The organism is Aeromonas jandaei (assembly GCF_037890695.1).
Taxonomy (GTDB): domain Bacteria; phylum Pseudomonadota; class Gammaproteobacteria; order Enterobacterales; family Aeromonadaceae; genus Aeromonas; species Aeromonas jandaei.
This window is the reverse complement of sequence record NZ_CP149571.1, coordinates 4,386,026-4,408,920: the sequence shown is the minus strand read 5'-3', so window position 1 is coordinate 4,408,920 and position 22,895 is coordinate 4,386,026. Positions and strand designations below refer to the sequence as shown.

Sequence of the window (22,895 nt, the reverse complement as noted above, 5' to 3'; positions counted from 1 at the left end):
GCCTGTGCGAACTGTGCTGGTCAAAATGGTTGTCTGCGCAATTTATTGCATGGTTACGCTGTGTGATTTCAGCCTGAAGTGGTTAAGGTATTGATTTTTAAAAGATAAAAAAATGGCATGGTCGCTGCTAATAGTCTGGTCGAGTGCTATCTCATTTAACCAATCTATTTAGGAGCATACACATGCCAACTCCATGTTATATCAGCATCGAAGGTAAAACCCAGGGCAATATCACCGCCGGTGCCTTCACCTCTGATTCCGTCGGCAACATCTTCGTACAAGGTCACGAAGACGAGATGTTGGTACAAGAGTTCCAGCACGTTGTGACTGTCCCGACCGACCCGCAATCCGGTCAGCCTGCTGGTCAGCGTGTCCACAAGCCGTTCAAGTTTACCGTTGCCCTGAACAAAGCCGTGCCGCTGATGTACAACGCGCTGGCTTCCGGTGAGATGCTGCCGAAAGTGACCCTGAAGTGGTACCGCACCTCCGTTGAAGGCAAGCAGGAGCACTTCTTCTCCACCGTGCTGACCGATGCCACCATCGTTGACATCGACTGCCAGATGCCCCACTGCCAGGATCCGGCGAAGTCTGACTTCACCCAGCTTATCCAGGTCTCCATGGCTTACCGCAAAATTGACTGGGAACACACCGTTGCCGGTACTTCCGGTGCGGACGACTGGCGTGCGCCCATCGAGGCCTAATCCTCGTTTTGTTACTTTGGTATTCCTTGCAAGTAGTTATGTGTCTTATGGGCCGGTTGCCAAACCGGCCCTCTTAGCCCGTATTTCTCCGGCCCGCTCAGTTAGCCGGAGCTTTTCTGTTTTGCCATCCCCCTGCCGGGGTTTGATGCCCTGCTGGTGAGCGCGGAGGGATGGCAAAGCACTAAAGGGTGTCCTGTGATGCAGACCCAATCCGCCCGTAATCCGTGTTCGCCGCTATCTTGGTTGCCCGTTGTGGCACCGGAGAGGGCGGTAGCGTGGTTTGGCGGCTGGGGTCTTGAAGAGGGGCGCAGACATCGCGTGGCCGTGACAAGAGGGGAGAGCCATGGCTAATCAAACCGGATTGCAATTTACCGTCAAGGTGGGGGCGCTGCCCGAGAGCACCTTCGTGGTGGCGAGTTTCCAGCTGGACGAGGGGCTGAACCGGCCGTTCAACCTGCGCCTTGAGCTGGCCAGCAGCCAGCCCGATGTCGACTTTGGCGCCGTGCTGGACCAGCCGTGTGAGCTCATGGTGTGGTACAACGGCGAGCTGCAACGCCGGGTGTGCGGGGTAGTGAGCGAATTTGCCCAAGGGGACAGCGGCTTTCGCCGTACCCGCTATAGCCTTGAGGTGAAACCTGCCCTGTGGCGGTTGGGTCTGCGCCAGAACTCTCGCATCTTTCAGGCCCAGAAGCCCGATGAAATCCTCAGCATCTTGCTGCAAGAGCACGGCATCACCGATTACGCCTTTGCGCTCAAGAATGAGCATGCCCAGCGCGAGTACTGCGTCCAATATCGCGAGACCGACCTCGATTTCGTGAACCGCCTTGCTGCCGAAGAGGGCTTGTTCTACTTCCACGAATTCGAAGCAGGCAAGCACCGCATTGTGTTTGCCGACGACGCGGCAGCATTGACTCAAGGCCCCGAGCTCTTCTTCAACCTTGGCAACCGCTCGCTGGAACAAGGGCCCTATGTGCGCCAATTCCACTACCGCGAGGCGGTGCGCCCCTCGGATGTGGAGCTCAAGGACTACAGCTTCAAGACCCCTGCCTATGGCCTCTCCCACAAAAAGCAGGGGGCAGAGCTGGAGCATCAACGGGACACTTACCAGCATTTTGACTATCCGGGCCGCTACAAGCAGGACCCGAGCGGCAAGGCCTTTGCCCAGCACCGGCTCGATGCGCTGCGCAATGACGCGGTGGCGGGCAGTGGCAAATCCAACAGCGCAGCTCTGCTGCCGGGTCAGCACTTCTCACTCACCGAACATCCGAACGGTAGCCTCAACACCGACTGGCAAATCGTCCATATCCGCCACACCGGTGAGCAACCGCAGGCGCTGGAAGAGGAGGGGGGCAGCGGCCCGACCGTCTACCACAACGAATTTGGTGTGGTGAAAGCGAGTACTACCTGGCGCGCCCGCATCGGCAGCCCGGAAGCACCTCACAAACCCATGGTGGATGGCCCGCAAATCGCCATCGTAGTCGGCCCCGAGGGCGAGGAGATTTACTGCGACGAGCACGGCCGGGTGAAGCTGCAATTCCCGTGGGACAGATATGGCAGCTCCAACGACCAGAGTTCCTGCTGGGTACGAGTATCGCAAGGCTGGGCCGGTGGCCAATATGGCATGATGGCGATTCCGCGCATCGGCCACGAGGTCATCGTCTCGTTTCTGGAAGGGGACCCCGACCAGCCCATCGTGACGGGGCGCACCTATCACGCCACCAACCGGCCACCGTATGAGCTGCCTGCCAACAAGACCCGCACCGTGCTGCGCACCGAAACCCACAAGGGCGAAGGCTTCAACGAGCTGCGTTTTGAAGACCAGGCGGGACAAGAAGAGATTTATATCCACGGTCAGAAAGACCTGAACGTGCTGATAGAGAACGATGCGGCTTGGCATATCAAGCACGACCAACACACCGACATCGATAACGAACGGGTGACCCGTATCAGAAAGGTGCCGGGCAAGGATGGCGCAGCGCCCAGCCTCGGCAATGACCACCTGACGGTGGAGGGTGAAAAACGCGACCACATCAAGGCGGACTATTCGCTGACGGTGGATACCTCCCTGCACCAGAAGCTGGGTCAATCCCTGTTGGTGGAAGCTGGCGAAGAGGTGCATATCAAGGTGGGTGACAAGTTGGTGCTGGAGGCTGGCTCCGAGATCACCCTCAAGGGGGGGGGTAGCTTTGTCAAAGTTGACCCGAGTGGCATCAAGCTGGTCGGCCCCGCCATCAAACTCAATGCCGGCGGCAGCCCGGGAGCTGGCTCTGGCTGGGCTGGCCATGCTCCCGTTACTCCCAAAGGGGTTGAGGTGGTCAAAGCCCCGGAATTGGTTGAACTGGTCAAGGCGATTGCCACCGAGAAGGCGATGGAGGCGCTCTTGAAAGAAGAGAAAAGCCTCGCAAAAGTCAGTTTTTCAGGGCGATAGGGTTAAAATGTCTTTTGAAATTTATTATTTAAATTTTTAAGTCTGGAGTTTTCATGAAAATCCCACAAATATTTAAGCTGCTTATATTTATTTTCATCTCGTTCCGATGCGCTGCGGAGTCTTGTCCCGCTGGCGACTTCGATAACTTTTCTCGAATTTTCATTAATGATGTTGAAGTTCAAACTAGATATACAATGAAGCCTGTTAATATTGTTTTTTATCAAGATTTGGATGATGATGTTAAAGAGGTAAAAGAGTCTCGCTTTTTTAAATTGTCAGATTTTCCTATTGTAAGTAGTAAAGGGAATGATGGGGAAAGAGAGGTGAAAATCGACAGGAATAATTTAGTGGTTGATATCAATGGGAATGATGCCGGTTATCAAGTATCCTTGTCTTTTTCCGAAAAGGACAAGTGTTGGTATCTTGTAAAAATAACTGACCATTCGATGTAGGCGGAGGTAAATATGTCTTTTGATATTGCCATGAATTTGATACTTCCTCCTCGCGATGGAAAGAAGCCACATATCACAGCCCCTTTTGGTGAAAAAAGAGCATCAGGGCCACATAAAGGTGTTGATTTCAATTATATAGGTGGGCAGACGGGGGTTAATATGCAACATCCCGCAGCCTTTTCACCCGTTGATGGTACGATTTCATATTCAGGTGGTTTATTTGGCACAGTAAAAATACTGGACAATAAAGGTTTTAGTCATGAGATTCTCCACCTGCAATCGCAAAATGTCAAAGAAGGGGAGTCTGTTAAAGCTGGGATTACCCCGATTGGCAGAATGGGTGGCAGAGGACCACAAAAGGAAAATCAATATGCAATGCATATTCATTATCAGATAAAAGATTCCTCTGGAAAAATTGTCAACCCTCAAGAGTGGTGGGCTAATAAAGGTGCGACTAGCAATAGCAATCCTATAGATGTTAAACCCATCGCTTCACCTTGTTTACCTATTGCCCAAGCTGATGGAAAGGAGTTTAAGGATGCCAAATCGTTAGCTTCACTTTTAGGAGCTGAAGCTAATTATCTATTGGGCCTAAACACTTGGCATGGCGGTATTCATATTAGTGATGAAAAAGCACCTTGGGTCAAAGATATTCATCCTATTCGATGCATGGCTGATGGTGAGGTTGTAGCTTTTCGAATGATGCCTGACTATCTTGTCAGCAATTTTAAAGGGCAGGAATATCGCTATTCCAATTCTTTTTGCTTGGTTCGTCATCATTTCAAACAACCCAAGTCAGCAGGGGGAAATAAAGGTTCTACGCAGAAAGAGAACAGTTCTGAAAAAGGGGGGGGTACAGAAGATAATGGGTTTACCTATTACACACTATATATGCATTTATGTCCTTGGGATAAATGGCCGAAAAACAGCCGCTATCGGTTAAAAAAGGGATGGCGGGTGCGTCATAGTGTACCGAATCATGATTACCAACCTCCCGCACTAACCTTGAAAGCGGGAGAGGAATTCGAACTTGTCGAAGGTGTTACTGCACAACGTGGTTATGTAACAGGTCAAGGGGAGTTCGAATTTGCTCGTATAAAGGTACTGAGTAATGGTGCTAGTAGCAAAGAGGTCTTGGCCATAAAAGGAATGGATAGCCTTTGGATGGCACAAGACCCAAGCGCGATAGAGAAAGTTGGCAACATTGTTAGACCTATGTGGGTATATGACAAAATAGAAGCTCGTGTGAAAGAAGATATGGTTGGTCGTGCCGACCCCAAAGCTCAAAAAGGGAAAACAGGACATTATGTAGCTGGTGACAGTGTTTTTAGTGTACCAGCCGGAAGTCTGATCAGCTTTGATGCACATAGGTGCGAGTGGCAGGAAGTTCGCGGTAGAGCGCGGCGAATGGCTCGTTGTGTCGTACAGCCTCTTGGTCGCCCTGTTTGGTTATGTGTAGAAGAAGAGAATATTGAGATTAAGCGCCAAGAGCCTACTCACTTGGGTAAGCTGTATGAATTGCCTACACCAGTACCAATTCGTGCTGGCGAGACTATTGGCTATCTAGGAATGTACGAAACGCCAACTTCTACCGAAGGGGGAATGTCGAGCAAGCACATGGTTCACCTTGAGCTGTTTAGCGACGATCCACGAGCAGAGGCAGTAGTTAGTAGCAAAGAGTGGAAGGATAAAGGCTTCACGCTGATTGATGGCTCTGATAGTGATGGTGCCCTGGATCCTGCTAAAATCCCCCCATTTTTCCTGAACCTGTATCGTCATGCTTCAGATGATAAAGAGTTGAAAAATAATGAGCTTACAGTTAAAAAGCTGGAGAATACCGTCGATAGCATAGAGAACTATGACCGAGTTAAAGGGATGGTGGTGAAGCATAGTAGTGAGTGGTGGGCACCCACTTCAAAAGTTATGATGGAACGATTTAAAAGCATATTTAGTGAAGTGACTGAACTGCCGGGGCTTATTACCCATGAAGTTGAGCGTGTTGAAAGCATTGGGTGGATGCATATATTAAAAAATAAAAAAATAGATGGGCCAAAAGTATGGCACTTACATCCTCTATCTTTATTAGATTTTTCTGTTTCGCAAAAAATAAGCAGAGGGTTGTTTACCTATGCTGATGCAGAAGAAGCATTGCGGTCCATATATAATAAATATGGTTATGATATGGCGGTAGTTGTTGAACGTATGTATCGTGATGAAACCGGACATTTTAAATCACTTCAATATCAACATTGCGGCACAGGGGGAATGGAGGCATTTGGTAACCCACCTTACTATGGCTGGGATAAATCTTTTTTTGAAAAAAATCCGTCGTATAAACCTGTCGGAACTTGGAGTGCATTTGAAAATAAAGGGAAAAGTGGTTTGGGTGGAAATGTTCAGGTGACGAATAAGAAAAAAACATTTATTAAATTCCCTTCGGTTCTTGCCGCAATGGAATATAAAGTTTTCTATATTAATAAACATGATGGAAATTGGGCCCGTTGGCACAATGCATCTGATGCTAATGTTCAAAAGGTATATAAAGAATATATATCTAAGATAAAGCCAAAAATTAGTGATTCATTTAAGGACATAAAATGAGAATATTGTTTTTTATTATTTTTTTCTCTCATGTTGCAATCGCTGGCAATAATTTGCAATGTTATGACTATTTGGCGGATGCGGTTCGCAGTAGTAATTATGATTTTATATATGTTGCGGCTAAGGATGTAAATGTTATTGTAGATTCTGATGATGGCCAAGAAGTTAGTATGCAATTGACTTATGACACTGATGGCAGTGGTAGTATTGGATGGGCATCATACATTTATTCTGATGCATCATTATGGAATACATCTGCTTACCTTGAAGATAAGATAAAACTGCAATACGATGAATCAATAAAAAATAAGTTAAGAAAATGTTTTGACTCACAATCCCCCTTGTCAAAGAAAGGCTGATTGTTAATTTAGCGATTAATGTCGTAAGCTTTACATTAAATATATATATAAGTTAGATTACAGTAAGACACTGGATTCATACCAGAGTCTTACTTCCCTCTCCCAAAAAATAAATTTTGAAACCATTCTTAAGTTTGTCTTGCATATGATAATTGGGTGGTATTTGGTTCTATCAAAATATACTTATTGAATTTGATTACATATTACTTGTTGGTAAAGACTCCTTATGTTTTTATATGACGGTCTAGGCTTGCTTTATCACTTAAGTTTAACATGTGTAACCTAATTTATTTGTGGTGGTCAATGTGCGAGTGGTTTTTATTTTTTTAAATTTATTCTCGTTATTTGTTAAGGTAAGTTTTTACAGGGAATAAAGTTGATTCTAGTTTGTTTTTAAATGTTTTTCTGGCTATTAGGTATCAAAATAACATGGGCGTATAGGTATAGATAGGTATCTGCAATGCGTTTCTTTCTTGTTTTTGTGGTTGTGTTTATTTTTAATTCGACCAGTTATGCATATCAATGCTTATCTCCGGAAGAGGTTCCTGCTTCTCAACTACATGCCAAGACAGATATGGTGCCGGGTGGAAGTGCAATATTTTCTGCAAATGAAAAAAGGGTGTGGTTTTATTCGTATCCTAATGCATCCTGTAGACAAAAAGAGATATTCATAGTTAAAGGGGATCTAGTTTATGTTTTTTCCTTATATAATGCTTTTTACTATGTCGAGTATGTATCTCAGAAAGGAAATTCAGTGTATGGATGGGTTAATAAAGAAGATCTTGTTCCTTATAATCTCCATTCCATCAATGCAGGTGAAAAAATATCAATAGCTGACTTTTCTATATATGTGAATGAACGCTGGATTTCCATAAATACAATCTCAGAGCTGTTGAGTAATATAACGGGGAAGCATGAAACGTTTTTTGTTGGTAGTTATCCAAATGCAGTAGGTGGATTGTATAAATATTATAGTCACATATATCCATTTGGTGAAATTATATCATCAAATGTTTCATATGATAAAAGAATGCAGAATATTGATAATAGTTATAGATTGACATCAATCCTGATAAGTGAGCATGGCTATTTTACAGCAAGAGGGATTGGTGTGGGTGACACAGTAATTGATGTAAAAGGTAAGTATAAATCTAAAAATTTATTGGATGATGTTTCTAGGCTGACCTATAGATTAGGTAATTATTTTATCTCGTATGATATTAAAGATGGGCTGGTTTCATCAATTAATATTGGACAAGAATTTCCCGATGAGAAATCTTGATAAAAATCTAATCCTAAATGGTCGGCCATCGTGCATCTGAGGGGGGATGTAATATAGCGGATGAAACTTAAGGTTGAGTATATCTCTGTTTGATCCAGGCGATTGGTCTCGAGCGTTGTATCTAGTTTGATATTACATCATTGATAGCGGAGTTGTCAGTATATTTACAGGTCCTTAGCATATGATAATATCAAACCTGAATGTGATAGATTTATGTATGAATGATTGTTTACAAAAAGGTAATAAGTGGTTTTTTATATGCTTTTGTTTTTTTTCGGTCAAGGCATATTCAATTGTATTGAATACTAAATTAATCATAAATCAAAAACAAGAAGAGTTAATTGATGGTTGTGCTGCTAGCCAGACGTATATATTCAATATAAATGGCGACAAAGCTTTTTTAAAAATAAAATCATGGCATTCCATGTATTCTTGTGATGGTAATTATATTGTCAAAAATAAAGATGATATTGTATATCTCTCATGGAATACATCAGTTAATGGAAAAGAATATTATTGTGAATATCCATCCCCACAGTTTAAAATAAAAATAATGAGCAATGGGGTTTATTTAAATAGTCAGTTGCTGAATGATAAGAGCAAATGGTATCTAATGACTGAAAAATAAATTTTAGTTTATAACAATCCTCTTTAGGAGTTTAGGAGTTTAGGAGTTTAGGAGTTTAGGAGTTTAGGAGTTTAGGAGTTTAGGAGTTTAGGAGTTTAGGAGTTTAGGGGGTTAGGGTGAGTTTAAGTAGATGAGTTTGTTTTTATAATATATTTATCAATTTCTGTAATGCTTTTATATATTAGGTTCTAATGTTAATAGTCGAGTGAGTTATGAATATAAAATTACTTTTTATTGTGTCTTCATTGGTATTGTCTAGTGCTGTCAACGCTGGTATTTTTGACTCGAAAGAGGAAAAGCAGCCTTTCAAATGTGGTCGTGAGGATGCGGTAAACGCATTAACAGAGGCTCTGCGTGATAATGCCTTGTCGAGGATGTCAGTATCACCAGAAAAACTCGATTTCTTTCAAAGTCAAGTCGAAAAAATTCCCGTTAGCATCTCTGATGTTTCGACTACAAGTGATTCATCACAAGAGTTACGATGTGTAGCGACCGTATCAATGACTGTTCCTGTTGAAGTCAGGGAGTTAGCACAGAAAGCCCCGGACGTGTTCTCTGAGTTTATTAGAGAAAGTCATGGGTTGTATAAAAATGGCAATGTTACGTGGAATGGTGTTTCTTATAAAGCAAGGCTGGCCGATAATGAAAAAGACATTTCTGTCGCTTTAGGGGAGACTTATTATGCCCCAATGTCATTAGCCAAGGCATCATACTTGACGATCACTAAAGATGATATTGTTAAACGAAATGACCCATCTCGAGTTGCCATCGCCAAGCAGGCTTATGAAGCTGAAGATGCCCGCTTGAATAAAATCTGGAAAGCTATTCCAGCATCTTTTAGAGCATCGATGAAAAATGAACAGATTTCTTGGGTATGGCAGAAGGAGAATGATTGCGGTAATATTGAATCTGTAAATAATCAGAACTTGTCAATATCTGGTAAAGTGGAACTGTATGAGTGCCAAACCGAGATGACCAAGGCTAGGATAAAATATTTGAGTGTCCAGAAATAAGTTCCTCTATTTATGCATTACTAAAGTTTTTGGCACTATATAGTGAGTTGATATTACCTGACACCGGCTTAACGCCGGTGTTTTTTATCGCTACAAATAGTTTTGGTGCAGGATAGTTCGAAGATTTGTTGTATCCAGATGATTTTTCGTTGTGAGGATGGATTTAAATTTGAATCCGAGATGCAGATCCTGGTGATGAAAAAAGTGATTAGGGGACAAAAAAGAAACCCGCCATGGGCGGGTGGAAGGATTGCAACACTAACCAGGAGGAGGTGTTACCAAGTAGACCCCGCCTCTTCGGTAATAGTTCAATTTTATTGAAGTTTTTTCGATTTCTTAGCGGGGTTTCCATCGGGATCTGCGGGGGCGGATGAGTTATCATTCTGCTCCCGTCATCCGGTTGCAGAGGATCTATGCCCGCGTTCTCATGGTTAGCGCTCTTTTTCGGCGCCTTCTATTTCGTCTACGGCGCTTACTTGCCGTTCTGGTCGCTCTGGCTGGAGGGGGTGGGCGTCAGCGCCGAGATGATTGGTCTCCTGCTGGGGGCTGGGATGGCGATCCGCTTTGCCGGCAACCTGATGGTGATGGGGCAGATCAAGGGGGCGGGCCATCTGCTGCCGGTTACTCGATTGCTCAGCCTGCTCAGCCTGCTCGCCTTCCTTGGCTTCTATCTCAGCCATCACCTCTGGTGGCTGGTCGGCCTTACTCTGATTGCCAACTTTATCTACCCGACCCTGATGCCGGTGGGTGAGGCGCTGGCAACCCGCATGGTGGTGCAGGCGCACATCGACTACGGCAAGGTGCGGCTGTGCGGTTCGTTTGCCTTTATCGTCGCCTCTACCCTGGTGGGGGCGCTGGTGGGCAACTTCGGCAGCGACTGGATTTTGCACACCATGGTGGCGGGGCTGGTGCTGATGCTGCTGCTCAGCTGGCTGCCACTTAGTCCCGCGCCACAGGATGTGCAGGGGGATCGCGCCAAGGCATCCCTGCTGGCGACCCTGCGCAGCGCGCCGGTGCGCAGCTTCCTGTTGCTGACAGCGCTGCTGCAGGGAAGCCACGCCGCCTATTACGGTTTCAGTGCCATCTACTGGAAGGCGCAAGGATATAGCGGCACCATCATCGGCTATCTCTGGGCGATCGGGGTGGTGGCCGAGATCTGTATGTTCGCCGCCGACAAGCGCTTCCTGCAACGCTTCGGGGCGCAGAGCCTCTTTATCGCCGGAGCCATCGGTTGCGTGGTGCGCTGGGTATTGCTGGGGGCGTCGACCGAGCTGTGGGTGTTGGTGCTGGGGCAACTGCTCCACGCGGTGACTTTCGGGGTGAGCCATCTCGGGGCGGTGCGCTTCATGACTCGTCAGTTACCGGCCGAGCAGTTGATCCCGACCCAGTCCCTCTACGCAGCGCTGGGTCTTGGCATGACGGTAGCGGCTCTGATGGCACTCTGCGGCATGCTGTTCGAGCCCCTTGGCGGCGGCATCTTCTTCCTGATGGTGCTGGTGGTCTTGCCGGTTTTCTTCCTGCGGTTGCGACCCTTTGCCCCCTCTGCGCAGGAGGGGGCTACGGCCTGATACAGCTCTATCTGAATCATCATCTGGAAAAAGGGAGAGCCACGGCTCTCCCTTTTTCGTTGCTGCGGTTTGCGGTGTTACTGTGGCTCGCCAAGATAGTGGCGGCTGAGGCGGCGCCAGGTATCCGAGCCGATGGTGCCGGCAAGCAGTTCACTGGAGGCGGCATCAAAGCGGCCATCCGGTAGCCAGCCCAGTTGGGGCAGCAGTCGGGCCAGAGTGGCGTCATTGTGTTGCAGCTCCCGCTCCAGTGCCTCCCAGAAGGCGCTCCCCTTGACGTAAAAGAGCGGGTAGTAGGAGCGATCGCCAGCCATCACTTCGCGGGCAGCCCGATAGAGGCCGCTCTCGCTATGAGGCAGTTGTTTGCCTCGCTCGGCCAGTTCGTTGAGCGCCGAGACCTGATGCAGTCGAAAGCGGCGCAGTGCCTTGATGGCGAGGTATTCGGCGAGGCTCTCGTTGACCCAGGTGGGTTGTGGCGCAGTATGGTGAGCGCTGAGGATATGCACCGCCTCGTGGGCCGAGGTGCGCAGCAGGCGCAGGGGCGCCTGTGGCGTCGGTTTGCCAGCATCGGTGGGGTAGTTGGCGACAAACACCTGATCCCCGGCGGCTCCGCCAAGGGAGTGGGTTGCCACATCTCGCCCGAGCCACACCAGTTGCCACGGGTGAGTGGGCGGGGCCACATCGAGCTGAAAGGCCAGATAGTCGATGATCTCATTCAGTTGTTGCTGCAAGGCCGGCAGATCGAGTTGGTTGGCGGTCTCGTCATGGCTCAGCACCAACCGCGGATCCGGTTTGGTGACGGGCACAGTTTGCAGACCAAATGGCAGGATCAGCGGTGGCTGGTTGACATCCGGTAACGGTTGGCAGCTGCCATCCGGCAGACACACCTTCCCTTGGTGGCTCCCCTGCTGGCGCACAAAGTTACCCCACTCGGTCAATAGCCACTGGTCGGGGGCAAACAGCAGTGACTGTTGGGCCGAGGCATCCACCCCTTGCGTTGGCGCCAGTGTGAGAGCGACCTGCCAGCCAACCTCTTTGCAGGAGAAGGGTTGGTTGAGGGCAACCGGCTGGTTGTCTGCAAGGCAGACCAGCGCGGGGGAAGCCGGTGTGGCACTGCCCGGCAAGTAGCGGGTTGGGAGCAGGGTAAAAGGGGGCTCGCCCTGCATGGTAAGGCGCACTTGCAGCACATTGGCGCTGGCGCCCTCTTCGATAAGGTAGCGGGGGCCGCTCGCGTTATCGCTGGCGCAGGCCCACAGTGGCAGCAGCCACAGGGCAAACAGGGTGATATGACGACTCATAAAGGGTTAGCGCTCCTGCTCGTAGCCCAGCAGATCGCCGGGTTGGCACTGGAGTTCACGGCAGATGGCCTCCAGAGTGGAAAAGCGCACCGCCTTGGCGTGACCATTCTTGAGGATCGAGAGGTTGGCTTCGGTGATGTCGATGCGCTGGGCCAGTTCGCGAGCGGTCATTTTGCGTTCGGCCAGCAGGGCATCGAGCCGGATGATGATGGGCATGGGATCCTCACACCGTCAGTTGCTGTTCATCGGCCAGCAGTTTGGCCTCGCGCATGACCAGTGCCAGCGCCAGCACGATGAGTCCCGCCAGCAGTACCCGAAAATCGGAGGTACTCAGCGCTATGGTACCGAGTACTTCCGGACCTCTCATTGTGAGCACCGTATCCAGCAGGGGCAGGTGGATCAACTCGACCACGAAGGTTGCACAGAGCAGCAGCCCGATCTGCCGGTAGCGGCGGATCTGCTCGAAGGTGAAGAGCAGGCCGTGGCGGTAGCCGCGAAACAGCTGGCGCAGTTGCCAGAGCATCATCATGAAGACCAGATCCGGCAACAGTTGTACCAGAGTGCCGAGCAGCCGGGTGGAGAAGTGCAGCGGATAGTCAGCCGGGTTGATGCCGGGACGGCTCAGAATGGTGTTGAGCTTCTCCTGCAGCAAATCGGCGCCACCGAAGGGGGTCCACACCTCCAGCAAGGTGATCAAAGGGGTCGCCAGCAGAGCCAGTAGCAGCAGCCATTCGATCAGCATGCTCGAGCGTTCGAGTTTGTTGGATATCATCTCATTCCTCGCCGTGATGGGTGTTGTCTGAAAGGTAAAGTTTATCGTTTATCAATATTTACGGCGGCGATGTTTATTGTTTTACGATATACAGTCAAGATAAAACTTATTGAAAAACGATAATTTCAATCTGTCTGAAGGTGATGACTTTTAGCGGCCACCTCTCTAGACTGGCCGAACCTGCATACAAATTCTCAACATGGACAAGGGGTTGCAGATGCACCAGGGATGGTTGCTGATCGGATTGTCGCTCTCCTATCTGGGGCTGCTGTTTCTGATTGCCTTCGTGGCGGACAAGCACAAGCGGCATCGCATGAAGGGGCAGCCGCTGCTCTACAGCCTGTCGCTGGCGGTCTACTGCACCTCCTGAGCCTTCTTCGGCACCGTGGGCCAGGCGAGTGAATCGCCCTGGTCGCCGGTGCCCATCTACCTTGGCCCCATGCTGGTCTTTCTGTTTGGCTGGCGGCTGCTGGCGCGCCTCATTCTGGTGGCCAAGCGGGAACACATCACCTCCATCGCCGACTTCATCGCCGCCCGTTACGGCAAATCCCAGCGCCTCGCCATGCTCATCGCTCTTATCGCCATCATGGGGATCCTTCCCTACCTGGTGCTGCAGCTCAAAGCGATCGTGACCGGGCTCGATCTGCTGATGGTCAACAGCGCAGGGACGGGGCACGCCAGCGCTATATCGGGCAATACCGCCGAACTGGCGCTTGGGGTCGCCATGTTGCTGGCGCTGTTCAGCATCCTGTTTGGCACCCGCCATCTCGATGCCACCGAGCACCACAGGGGTATGGTGGTAGCCATCGCCTTCGAGTCGGTGGTGAAGCTGCTCGCCTTTATCTCGGTGGGGGGCTTTGCCCTCTGGCTCATTCTGAGCAAGCCGAGTCAGGCACGCAGCGAGGTGGCGGGGCACTTCTTCGATGCGGTGATGGCGGTGACGCCTGGCAGTCTGCTGGAGCTGGCTATTTACACGGTATTGGCGATGTGCTCGGTCATCTGCCTGCCGCGCCAGTTCCATGTGACTGTGGTGGAGAACAATCAGGGGCAGGATCTGCACTGGGCGCGCTGGATCTTCCCGCTCTACCTGTTCGTGATGGGGCTCTTTATCTGGCCGCTGGCGCTGGCGGGCAAGCAGTGGGTGGGGGCGGACATGGCCTCCGACACCTATGTGATCAGTCTGCCGATGGCCCTTGGTTTTGACGGGGTCGCCATGCTCGCCTTCCTTGGCGGCACCTCGGCAGCGACCGGCATGGTGATCGTCTGCACCATCGCACTGGCCATCATGGTGAGCAACGATCTGGTGCTGCCGGTGCTGCTGCGCCGTTTCTGGCAGCAAGGGCGCGATGAGCGGCTGGTGCGATTGCTGCTGCAGGTGCGCCGCGGCGCCATCCTGTTGATCCTGCTGGCGGCCTGGTTGCTCTACCTCTGGCTTGGCGATCTCACCAGCTTGTCGCGCATTGGTTACCTCTCCTTTGGCGCCGTGGCCCAGTTTGCGCCCGCCCTGCTGCTCGGTCTCTATTGGCGGCACGGCAACCGCAAGGGGGTTTATCTCGGCCTGATCCTCGGCGTGAGCCTCTGGTTCATCACTTTGCTGGCGGAGAGCGGTCTGCTGGCCGGCTCGCCGCTGGAGGCGTTGCTGGCGCCACCCGACTGGCCCGCTTTTCGCGATCTCAGCCTCGGGGCCTGGTGCATCTTCCTGAGCCTGCTCTTCAACCTGCTTGGCTATGTGGCGGGCTCGCTGCTCTCCCGTCCGGCGGTGAGCGAGCGGTTGCAGGCGGCCAACTTCGTCGGCAAGCCGAGTCGCGATACCACTGCGCTCTATCAGGCGCGGGTGTCGGTGAAGGAGCTGGAGATGCTGGCGGCCCGCTTCGTCGGGTCGAGCCGGGTCAAGCGCGCCTTTGGCCGCTTTGCCGGTGAGCATGGCGGCACGCTGGCACCGCAGATGCAGGCGTCGGCCGAACTGATTGCTCACACCGAACGGCTGCTGGCCGGGGTATTTGGCACCTCGTCGGCGCGGCTGGTGCTCGCCTCTGCCCTGCAGGGGCGCAACATGCAGCTCGAGGAGATCGCCACCATAGTGGACGAGGCCTCCGACGTATTCCGCTTCAACCGTGGTCTGCTGCAAGGGGCGATCGAGCATATCGGGCAGGGGATCTCGGTGGTGGACAGGGAGCTCAAGCTGGTGGCGTGGAACCGGCGCTACATCGAGCTGTTCCACTATCCGCCCGGGCTTATCCAGGCGGGGCGCCCCATCGAGGAGATCATCCGCTACAACGCTCTGCAGGGGCTGTGCGGCCCCGGCGATATCGAGGAGCATGTGGCGCGCCGGGTCGCGTTTATGAAACGGGGCAGTGCCCATATCTCGGCGCGGGAGCGCCCCGATGGCCGGGTGATCGAGATGCAGGGCAATCCCATGCCGGCCGGTGGTTTCGTCATGACCTTTACCGATATCACGCCGTTCCGTGATGCCGAACGGGTGTTGCGCGAAGCCAACGAACATCTGGAGGCGCGGGTTGCGGAGCGTACTCGCGAGCTCTCCGAACTCAACCGCCAGCTGCTGCTGGTCAACCAGCAGGTGGAGCGGGCCAATCAATCCAAGAGCCGTTTTCTGGCGGCGGTCAGCCACGATCTGACCCAGCCCCTCAACGCGGCCAAGCTCTTTACCTCCTCCCTGCTGGAGATGCTGCCGGCCGAAGAGGAGCCTGCCCGGATCGCCCGTCATATCGACGATGCGCTGGGAGCGACCGAGGATCTCATCAGCGATCTGCTCGATATCTCGCGCCTTGAGGCGGGCAAGTTCAAAGCCAAGAAACTCGACTTCGCCCTGCACGAGCTGTTCGACAACCTGAAGGCGGAGTTCGGGGTGCTGGCGCAGGCGGGGGGGATCCACTTTTCGGTGGTGGAGAGCAAGCTGGCGGTGCACAGCGATGTGCGCCTGCTGCGGCGGGTGCTGCAAAACTTCCTTACCAACGCGTTTCGCTACAACCCGGGCGGTCGGGTGCTACTCGGCTGCCGCAGGCTGGGGGGCAAGATCCGCATCGAGGTGTGGGACAACGGCCCCGGCATTCCGCAAGACAAGCAGGAGGCGATCTTCGACGAGTTCTCCCGCCTCGATCACTCCCGTACCGCCAGGGAGCAGGGGCTGGGTCTGGGGCTCGCCATTGCCCGCGGCATCTCGCTGGTGCTGGGCCATCAGCTCACATTGCAGAGCTGGCCGGGCAAGGGATCGGTCTTTGCGGTGACCCTCAATCTGGCCACCCGGCGGGTGGCTGCCCATCCGGTCGCCGCGCCCGCTCTGCGTGACAGCCAGCTGGAGGGGGTCAGGGTGCTTTGCATCGACAACGAGCGGGATATTCTGGCGGCGATGAGTTCGCTGCTTGGCCGCTGGGGCTGCGAGGTGCGTTGTGCCGTCGATCTGGCCGAGGCCGAGGCGCTGGTGGCGGAGGGGTTTGTGCCGAGACTGGTGCTCTCGGACTATCACCTCGACGACGGCAAGACCGGGCTGGAGGCCATTGCCGCGCTGCAGCAGGCTTGTGGTGACGAGCCGGGTGGGATCATCATCAGCGCTGATCGCAAGAGCGAGTTGCAGGCGCAGATCCGCGAGCGGGGATACGGCTACATCAGCAAGCCGGTCAAACCGCTCAAGCTGCGCGCTCTGATGAACAGCTTGTTGTTGCCGGTGCAGTGAGCCAGCTCACAAAATTAATCAAATGATGGAGGGAGGGGAGTGGCGCGAAAGGGGGAGGGATAGAGGCTGATGTCGGAATAATCCTCACCATATCGAGCCAGTTCCCCGGAAATGAGTCCCATCACCTGTCATTTTTACTAGGTAGCACTTCGCAAATCGCCCCCCTATAGTCGAGGGGCGATTTTTCTTGTCGCGAATGAAGTGTGTTAAGGGCAAACCGGTCGAAAGGCCGGGACGCAAAGCTTCCGGTCTAAGGGTCAGCAGTACCTAAGATAGCGGGGCCACCACAGGTTGTTGCGCTCCTTTTGCCAAGGAGGAGCACTGCTGTCTGCGTTACCTGTCAGGCGCGTCGCCCTTTTCGTTGCAAACAATAACGAAATAGGGAAATACAACAAATGCCAAGTCCAAAACCTACCTTGCTGGCCCTTGCGGTCGGTCTTTTCTGTACCTCTGCTGCTTACGCGGCTGCGCCCGGCAAACCCACCATCGGCTGGGGCCCCACCAAGTTCGCCATTGTCGAAGTCGATCAGGCGGCAACCTCCTACAACAATCTGGTCAAGGTGAAAGATGCCGCCGATGTGGAGGTAAGCTGGAACCTCTGGAGCGGTGACGTTGGCCAGACCGCCAAGGTGCTGCTCGATGGCAAGGAGGTGTGGTCAGGCCCCTCCGCCGCGGCAGGCACCGCCAAATTCAAGGTGAACAAGGGGGGCCGCTACCAGATGCAGGTAGCCCTCTGCAATGCCGACGGCTGCACCCTCTCCGACAAGAAGGAGATAGTGGTCGCCGATACCGATGGCAGCCACCTTGCACCGCTAAAGGCTGCGCTGCAGGAGAACAACAAGCCCTACGCCAACAAGTCCGGCAAGGTGGTCGGCACCTACTACGTGGAGTGGGGCGTCTACGGGCGCAAGTTCACCGTGGACAAGATCCCGGCCCAGAACCTGACCCACATTCTCTACGGTTTTACCCCCATCTGTGGCGGGGATGGCATCAATGACAGCCTCAAGGAGATCGAAGGGAGCTTCCAGGCGCTGCAGCGTGCCTGTGCCGGTCGGGCCGACTTCAAGGTGGCGATCCACGATCCCTGGGCTGCCGTCCAGATGCCACAAAGCGGCCTGACCGCCTATGACGAGCCCTACAAGGGCAACTTCGGCGCCCTGATGGCGCTCAAGCAGGCCTACCCCGATCTCAAGATCCTCCCCTCCGTCGGCGGCTGGACCCTCTCCGATCCCTTCTACTTCCTCGGCGACAAGAGCAAGCGCGATACCTTCGTCGCCTCGGTCAAAGAGTTCCTGCAGACCTGGAAATTCTTCGATGGCGTGGACATCGACTGGGAGTATCCGGGTGGACAGGGCGCCAACCCGAAACTGGGCAGCCCGAGCGATGGCGCAACCTATGTGACCCTGATGAAGGAGCTGCGCGCCATGCTCGACGAGCTGGAGTCGCAGACTGGTCGCAAGTATGAGCTCACCTCCGCGGTTGGTGCCGGTTACGACAAGATTGAAGATGTCGATTACCGCGCGGCCCAGCAGTACATGAGCCACATCTTCATGATGACCTACGACTACAACGGCGCATGGAGCAACACCGAGCTGGGTCACCAGACCAACCTCTATGCGGCGAGCTGGGATCCCAACACCAAGTACACCACCGACAAGGCGGTCAACCTGATGCTGGCGCAGGGGGTTGACCCCGGCAAGCTGGTGGTCGGTGCCGCCATGTATGGCCGTGGCTGGACTGGCGTGAGCGGTTATCAGGGCAACAACCCCTTCACCGGCAAGGCGACCGGCAAGGTGAAAGGCACCTGGGAAGATGGCGTGGTCGATTACCGCGACATCGTCAACAACCGCATGGGCAGCGGCTGGGAGAAGAGCTACGACGAGGTGGCCGAGGCCCCCTATCTGTTCAAGGCGTCGACCGGCGATCTCATCACCTATGACAACGACCGCTCGGTCAAGGCCAAGGGGCAGTATGTGCTGGCCAACAAGCTGGGTGGCCTCTTCTCCTGGGAGATTGATGCCGACAACGGCGACATCCTCAATGCCATGCACGAGGGGCTGGGTCATGGCGAGGGAACCACTCCGCCAGCCAACAAGCCGCCGGTGGCCAACGCGGGCAGCGATCTGAGTGTCACCGGCCCGACCGAGGTGACGCTGAACGGCTCCGCGTCCCACGACCCGGAAAATGGCGCCCTCACCTATAGCTGGAAGCAGGTCTCCGGCCCGCAGGCAGCCCTGCTGGATGCCACTCAGGCCAAGGCCCGGGTTGTACTAGATGCGGTGTCCGCCGACATCAATCTGGTGTTCGAGCTGGCCGTGACTGACGACCATAACCTCACCGCCCGCGATCAGGTGGTTGTCACCAACAAGGCGCCGCAGCCCAACCTGCCGCCACTGGTGAGCCTGCCGGCTACCGCTTCCGTGGAGTCTGGCAAGCAGGTGACCCTCAAGGCGACCGCATCTGACCCAAACGGTGATCCGCTCACCTATCAGTGGACGGTACCTGCCGGTCTCACCGCCAGCGGTCAGAACAGTGCCACCCTGGTGGTCACCGGTCCGAACGTTACCAGCGATACCGCCTATGACCTGAGCCTCACCGTCTCCGACGGCGCGCTGGATGCCAGTGCCGCCACCCGGCTGACGGTCAAGCCGGTCAGCGGTGGTGGCGGTTGCTCGGCCACCGATCCGGATGCCGCCAACTGGCCTGCCTGGCAGGCGAGCAAGGTCTACAACGGCGGTGACAAGGTGAGCCACAACCAGCTGGTGTGGCAGGCCAAGTACTGGACTCAGGGCAACGAACCGAGCCGCACTGCCGATCAGTGGACGCTGGTGAGCAAGGTGCAACTGGGGTGGGATGCCAATGTCGCCTATAACGGTGGCGACCTGACCAACCACAATGGTCGCCAGTGGAAGGCCCAGTACTGGACCCGCGGTGATGAGCCCGGCAAGGCTGCGGTCTGGCAGGATGTCGGCGCCGCCAGCTGCAAGTAACACCTCCCGCTTGATGACAGGGGCATGGCGACATGCCCCTCCTTCCCGGTAGCCATCAACACGAGAAAATAAATGACTACAACATACATGACCCCGATAGCCGGCCTCATTATGGCGACGCTGGCGGCAGCCCCTTTGTCTGCTGGCAGCACGCCCCTGATATTCAATGACACGACCCCGCAAAGCGATCTGGCGGGCAGTCTGGCTGCCAGAGTGCAGTTTGCCCAGAGCCAGATCCTGCCGTCCCACCCCAAAGAGGGGGATCGCCAACCCATCCTGACCAGCCTGCGCAAGAGCCTGCTGCTGGTGCAACCGCTCCAGGCCGACGGGGTGACCCCCATGACGGTGGAGGCCCGCGACGGCAGCGGCAAGCTGCTTGGCTCCCTGACCTTGTCGCCGCCCTCGGCACTGCCCGAGACGGTCTACCACATCGCGGGGGTTCCCGAAGGCGGGGTGAGCTTTGTCCCGGAGAGCGGCAGCACTGCCATCATCAGCAGCAGTGCTGATTTGGCCAAACTGAGCGACAAGAGCGGCGCCTTCCTCAAGGAGCGGCTGACTGGTCGCGCGCTGGTGGAGATCCAAACCGCCGACGGCCGCTGGGTTCGGGATATCTACCTGCCCGTGAGCCCGGAGCTGGAGGGCAAGATGGTGCGCTTGCGCTCCAGTGCAGGCTACAACTCGACGATCTTCTATGGCGAGCGGCAGGTGACGATCTCCCGTGGCCAGACCCTGCAGTTCAAGTTTGCCAAGGGGCAGTGGTTCCGTGAGGGGGAGCTGGAGAACAACCGCATCACCTATGCCCCGGATACCTGGAGTGGCGAGCTGCCTGCCGGGTGGATCCTGCCCGGACTGACCCTCTCCGTGCGACAGGGCAATCTCAGTGGTGAACTGCGTGATATCAAAGTCGGCGCTCCCGGCGAGCTGCTGCTGCATACCATCGACATCGGCATGCTTACCACGCCACGGGATCGCTTTGCCTTTGCCAATGACAAGGAGGCCCATCGCGAATACTTCCAGACCATCCCGGCCAGCCGCTTGATCGTCAGTCAGTACGCGCCGCTCTCCCTGCCTGAGGTGATGCTACCCAACGGCACCTTGCTGACCGATTTTGACCCGAGCGAGGGGGGTTGGCATGGCGGCACCATGCGTCAGCGCATCGGCAAGGAGCTTATCTCCCACGGCATCGACAATGCCAACTACGGCATCAACAGCAGTGCCGGTGAAGGGGAGGGGAGCCATCCCTTTGTGGTGGCCCAACTGACGGCGCACAACAGCCGCGGCAAATATGCCAATGGGGTTCAGGTGCACGGTGGTTCCGGTGGTGGTGGCATCGTCACCCTCGATAGCTCCCTTGGCAACGAGTTCAGCCACGAAGTGGGCCATAACTTCGGCCTTGGCCACTATGTGGATGGCTTCCGTGGCTCGGTTCACCGCAGTGCCGATCAGCTCAACTCCAGCTGGGGCTGGGACAGTGACAAACACCGTTTCATCCCCAACTTCTCGCCGACCCGCACCAATGAGGATGCCTGTCTGGATGGCCAGTGCCAGCCACCGTTCGATGGCCGCAAGTTTGGCTACGATGCGATGGCGGGCGGCAGCCCTCTCTCCGGCGCCAACCGTTTCACCCTCTATACCCCCAATTCGGCCGCCATCATCCAGCGCTTCCTGGAGAGCAAGGCGGTGTTCGATGCCAACTCGGCCACCGGCTTTAGCAAGTGGAACAGTGCGACGGCCAGGATGGAGCCCTATCAGCACACAATCGAGGGGATCGAGAAGGTCGATGCTCCCATGGATGCCCTGAGCGAGGCCGGACTGAGTGCCCTGCTGGCGGATTACGGCTTGGTCAGGGTCGCCATGTGGGACGGTCGCTGGACTCGTGATATCCGGGTGCCGGTTGCCTCTGCGGACAACCGTGGGCGCAGTCTGACCATCGATCACGGGGCCGGTTACAACAGTCGCCTCTTTATCAACGGCAAGGAAATTGTGGTGAACCGGGGCTTCAAGAAGAGCTTCACCTCGGATGGCCAGAGCTGGGTGGAGGTCTCCCCCATCGATACCAAGGTTGCGCGCAAGCCCGAGCAGTTCGGAGTGCCGGTGACCACTCTGGTGGGCTATTACGACCCGCAGGGGAGCCTGCCCAGCTACATCTATCCGGCGCTGCACGGCGCCTACGGCTTCACCTATCCGGATGACAGCAGCACCCTGTCCGGCAGTGACTGCCAGTTGCAGGTGGAGACTCGCGATGGTCTGCAGCGCTTCAGGCTGGCCAATCACCGGGCGGCCAGCAGCGTCATGAACAAGTTCCACATCAACCTGCCCACCGCCAGCGAGCCCGGCCGCGCCACCATCCAGTGCCGTGGCCAGACACTGGTACAGCAGAGCTTGCTGCCACCGCAGCAGTCACTCTCCTTTACCGTCAACGGGCGGCCGCTGGAGCAGGGCGTGGTTGAGAACCAGCCTCCAGTGGTGACCGTACCGGCGCAGCTCGGCGGCATCGGCGGTGAGTGGCTGACCGTCACCGCTGAGGCGAGCGATCCCGAGGACGACGCGCTGAGCTACCGCTGGCACTTTCCGGCGGGCTGGCAGGCGGAAGGCGAGACCAGTGCCAACCTGCGTCTGCTACCGCCGGCTGTCACCACCAGCGAGCAGCATGAGCTGAGTGTGAGCGTCTCGGACGGAGTACATCAGAGCGAAGGGCGCATCGTGCTGACGCTGGCGCCCGTGGTCGACGGCTCTTGCAACACCACAGATCCGGAAGCGGCCAACGTTCCCGCATGGCAGGCCAGCAAGGTCTACAACGGCGGCGACAAGGTGAGCCACAACCAGCTGGTATGGCGTGCCAAGTACTGGACTCAGGGCAATGCGCCGAGTCGCAGTGCCGATCAGTGGGCGCTGGCGAGTCAGGTTGATCTGGGGTGGAGCGCCGCCGTTGCCTACAACGGCGGGGAGCTGACCAACCACAACGGCCGTCGGTGGCAGGCCAGGTGGTGGACTCAGGGTAATGAGCCGGGCAAGCACGGCGTCTGGCTGGATGTCGGGGCGGCAAGCTGCCGTTAAGCCGGGATCCCTATGATGGTGGCGGGGTCTTATGAGGCCCCACCTTTTCTGCTGAAAA

At 54.5% G+C, this 22,895-nt stretch carries 14 protein-coding genes, 1 pseudogene and 1 riboswitch; of the genes and pseudogenes, 12 read left to right on the top strand and 3 right to left on the bottom strand.

Annotated features, from left to right (window positions below):
- Positions 1–182 precede the first annotated feature (182 nt).
- The 9 genes from hcp1 (at position 183) to WE862_RS20645 (ending at position 11,032) form a co-directional block, all read left to right on the top strand.
- Positions 183–701, top strand: coding sequence for a type VI secretion system effector Hcp1 (gene hcp1 / locus WE862_RS20685; RefSeq protein WP_010634242.1), 519 nt, complete (start codon positions 183–185; stop codon positions 699–701).
- 343 nt (positions 702–1,044) lie between these two features.
- On the top strand, positions 1,045–3,129 hold the full coding sequence (tssI, locus tag WE862_RS20680; RefSeq protein ID WP_198493475.1) for a type VI secretion system tip protein TssI/VgrG: 2,085 nt from the start codon (positions 1,045–1,047) through the stop codon (positions 3,127–3,129).
- Positions 3,130–3,182: 53 nt separating this feature from the next.
- The gene (locus tag WE862_RS20675; protein WP_042029887.1) at positions 3,183–3,581 is read left to right on the top strand and encodes a hypothetical protein; all 399 of its coding nucleotides are present in this window, start codon (positions 3,183–3,185) and stop codon (positions 3,579–3,581) included.
- Between the two features lie 12 nt (positions 3,582–3,593).
- Positions 3,594–6,182, top strand: a complete 2,589-nt coding sequence (locus WE862_RS20670) for a murein hydrolase activator EnvC family protein (protein WP_082035413.1) — start codon at positions 3,594–3,596, stop codon at positions 6,180–6,182.
- Positions 6,179–6,541: a hypothetical protein gene (locus WE862_RS20665; protein ID WP_156128651.1), complete on the top strand. Its 363-nt coding sequence runs from the start codon at positions 6,179–6,181 to the stop codon at positions 6,539–6,541. Before WE862_RS20670 ends, WE862_RS20665 begins: the two co-directional genes overlap by 4 nt.
- Before the next feature lie 460 nt (positions 6,542–7,001).
- A complete protein-coding gene (locus WE862_RS20660) occupies positions 7,002–7,823 on the top strand; it encodes a hypothetical protein (protein WP_156128650.1) in 822 nt (273 codons plus the stop codon).
- A 217-nt stretch (positions 7,824–8,040) separates the two neighbouring features.
- Positions 8,041–8,451, top strand: a complete 411-nt coding sequence (locus WE862_RS20655) for a hypothetical protein (protein ID WP_156128649.1) — start codon at positions 8,041–8,043, stop codon at positions 8,449–8,451.
- A gap of 212 nt (positions 8,452–8,663) precedes the next feature.
- Positions 8,664–9,464 carry a lysozyme inhibitor LprI family protein gene (locus tag WE862_RS20650; protein WP_082035412.1) on the top strand — a complete coding sequence of 267 codons (801 nt, stop codon included), beginning with the start codon at positions 8,664–8,666 and terminating at the stop codon, positions 9,462–9,464.
- Between the two features lie 413 nt (positions 9,465–9,877).
- Positions 9,878–11,032, top strand: coding sequence for a 3-phenylpropionate MFS transporter (locus WE862_RS20645; RefSeq protein ID WP_042029882.1), 1,155 nt, complete (start codon positions 9,878–9,880; stop codon positions 11,030–11,032).
- Between the two features lie 77 nt (positions 11,033–11,109).
- On the opposite strand, the gene WE862_RS20640 is transcribed toward WE862_RS20645, so the two are convergent.
- The 3 genes from WE862_RS20640 to WE862_RS20630 are packed head-to-tail and all read right to left on the bottom strand — an operon-like array spanning position 11,110 to position 13,099.
- Entirely contained in the window at positions 11,110–12,327 is a 1,218-nt protein-coding gene (locus tag WE862_RS20640) for a hypothetical protein (RefSeq protein ID WP_042029881.1), read from the bottom strand.
- A 6-nt stretch (positions 12,328–12,333) separates the two neighbouring features.
- Complete coding sequence (locus WE862_RS20635; protein ID WP_033112641.1) at positions 12,334–12,543, bottom strand: helix-turn-helix domain-containing protein; 210 nt, start codon at positions 12,541–12,543, stop codon at positions 12,334–12,336.
- A 7-nt stretch (positions 12,544–12,550) separates the two neighbouring features.
- Positions 12,551–13,099 carry a DUF2975 domain-containing protein gene (locus WE862_RS20630; RefSeq protein WP_041210868.1) on the bottom strand — a complete coding sequence of 183 codons (549 nt, stop codon included), beginning with the start codon at positions 13,097–13,099 and terminating at the stop codon, positions 12,551–12,553.
- 217 nt (positions 13,100–13,316) lie between these two features.
- On the opposite strand from WE862_RS20630, the pseudogene WE862_RS20625 reads away from it, so the two are divergent.
- The 3 genes and pseudogenes from WE862_RS20625 (at position 13,317) to WE862_RS20615 (ending at position 22,837) form a co-directional block, all read left to right on the top strand.
- Positions 13,317–16,790 (top strand): annotated as a pseudogene (locus WE862_RS20625) (NahK/ErcS family hybrid sensor histidine kinase/response regulator).
- A gap of 201 nt (positions 16,791–16,991) precedes the next feature.
- A riboswitch (cyclic di-GMP riboswitch) is annotated at positions 16,992–17,079 on the top strand.
- Positions 17,080–17,185: 106 nt separating this feature from the next.
- Positions 17,186–19,780: a glycosyl hydrolase family 18 protein gene (locus WE862_RS20620; RefSeq protein WP_042029877.1), complete on the top strand. Its 2,595-nt coding sequence runs from the start codon at positions 17,186–17,188 to the stop codon at positions 19,778–19,780.
- Between the two features lie 72 nt (positions 19,781–19,852).
- Positions 19,853–22,837: a M66 family metalloprotease gene (locus tag WE862_RS20615; RefSeq protein ID WP_269780156.1), complete on the top strand. Its 2,985-nt coding sequence runs from the start codon at positions 19,853–19,855 to the stop codon at positions 22,835–22,837.
- Positions 22,838–22,895 lie beyond the last annotated feature (58 nt).

What these genes read in the sequence shown, in the direction of transcription:
- WE862_RS20635 (WP_033112641.1), bottom strand. Translation starts at nt 12,543, where the DNA reads ATGCCCATCATCATCCGGCTCGATGCCCTGCTGGCCGAACGCAAAATG.
- WE862_RS20650 (WP_082035412.1), top strand. Translation starts at nt 8,664, where the DNA reads ATGAATATAAAATTACTTTTTATTGTGTCTTCATTGGTATTGTCTAGT.
- WE862_RS20655 (WP_156128649.1), top strand. Translation starts at nt 8,041, where the DNA reads ATGAATGATTGTTTACAAAAAGGTAATAAGTGGTTTTTTATATGCTTT.
- WE862_RS20640 (WP_042029881.1), bottom strand. Translation starts at nt 12,327, where the DNA reads ATGAGTCGTCATATCACCCTGTTTGCCCTGTGGCTGCTGCCACTGTGG.
- WE862_RS20675 (WP_042029887.1), top strand. Translation starts at nt 3,183, where the DNA reads ATGAAAATCCCACAAATATTTAAGCTGCTTATATTTATTTTCATCTCG.
- tssI (WP_198493475.1), top strand. Translation starts at nt 1,045, where the DNA reads ATGGCTAATCAAACCGGATTGCAATTTACCGTCAAGGTGGGGGCGCTG.
- WE862_RS20670 (WP_082035413.1), top strand. Translation starts at nt 3,594, where the DNA reads ATGTCTTTTGATATTGCCATGAATTTGATACTTCCTCCTCGCGATGGA.
- WE862_RS20660 (WP_156128650.1), top strand. Translation starts at nt 7,002, where the DNA reads ATGCGTTTCTTTCTTGTTTTTGTGGTTGTGTTTATTTTTAATTCGACC.
- WE862_RS20630 (WP_041210868.1), bottom strand. Translation starts at nt 13,099, where the DNA reads ATGATATCCAACAAACTCGAACGCTCGAGCATGCTGATCGAATGGCTG.
- WE862_RS20645 (WP_042029882.1), top strand. Translation starts at nt 9,878, where the DNA reads ATGCCCGCGTTCTCATGGTTAGCGCTCTTTTTCGGCGCCTTCTATTTC.
- WE862_RS20620 (WP_042029877.1), top strand. Translation starts at nt 17,186, where the DNA reads ATGCCAAGTCCAAAACCTACCTTGCTGGCCCTTGCGGTCGGTCTTTTC.
- WE862_RS20665 (WP_156128651.1), top strand. Translation starts at nt 6,179, where the DNA reads ATGAGAATATTGTTTTTTATTATTTTTTTCTCTCATGTTGCAATCGCT.
- WE862_RS20615 (WP_269780156.1), top strand. Translation starts at nt 19,853, where the DNA reads ATGACTACAACATACATGACCCCGATAGCCGGCCTCATTATGGCGACG.
- hcp1 (WP_010634242.1), top strand. Translation starts at nt 183, where the DNA reads ATGCCAACTCCATGTTATATCAGCATCGAAGGTAAAACCCAGGGCAAT.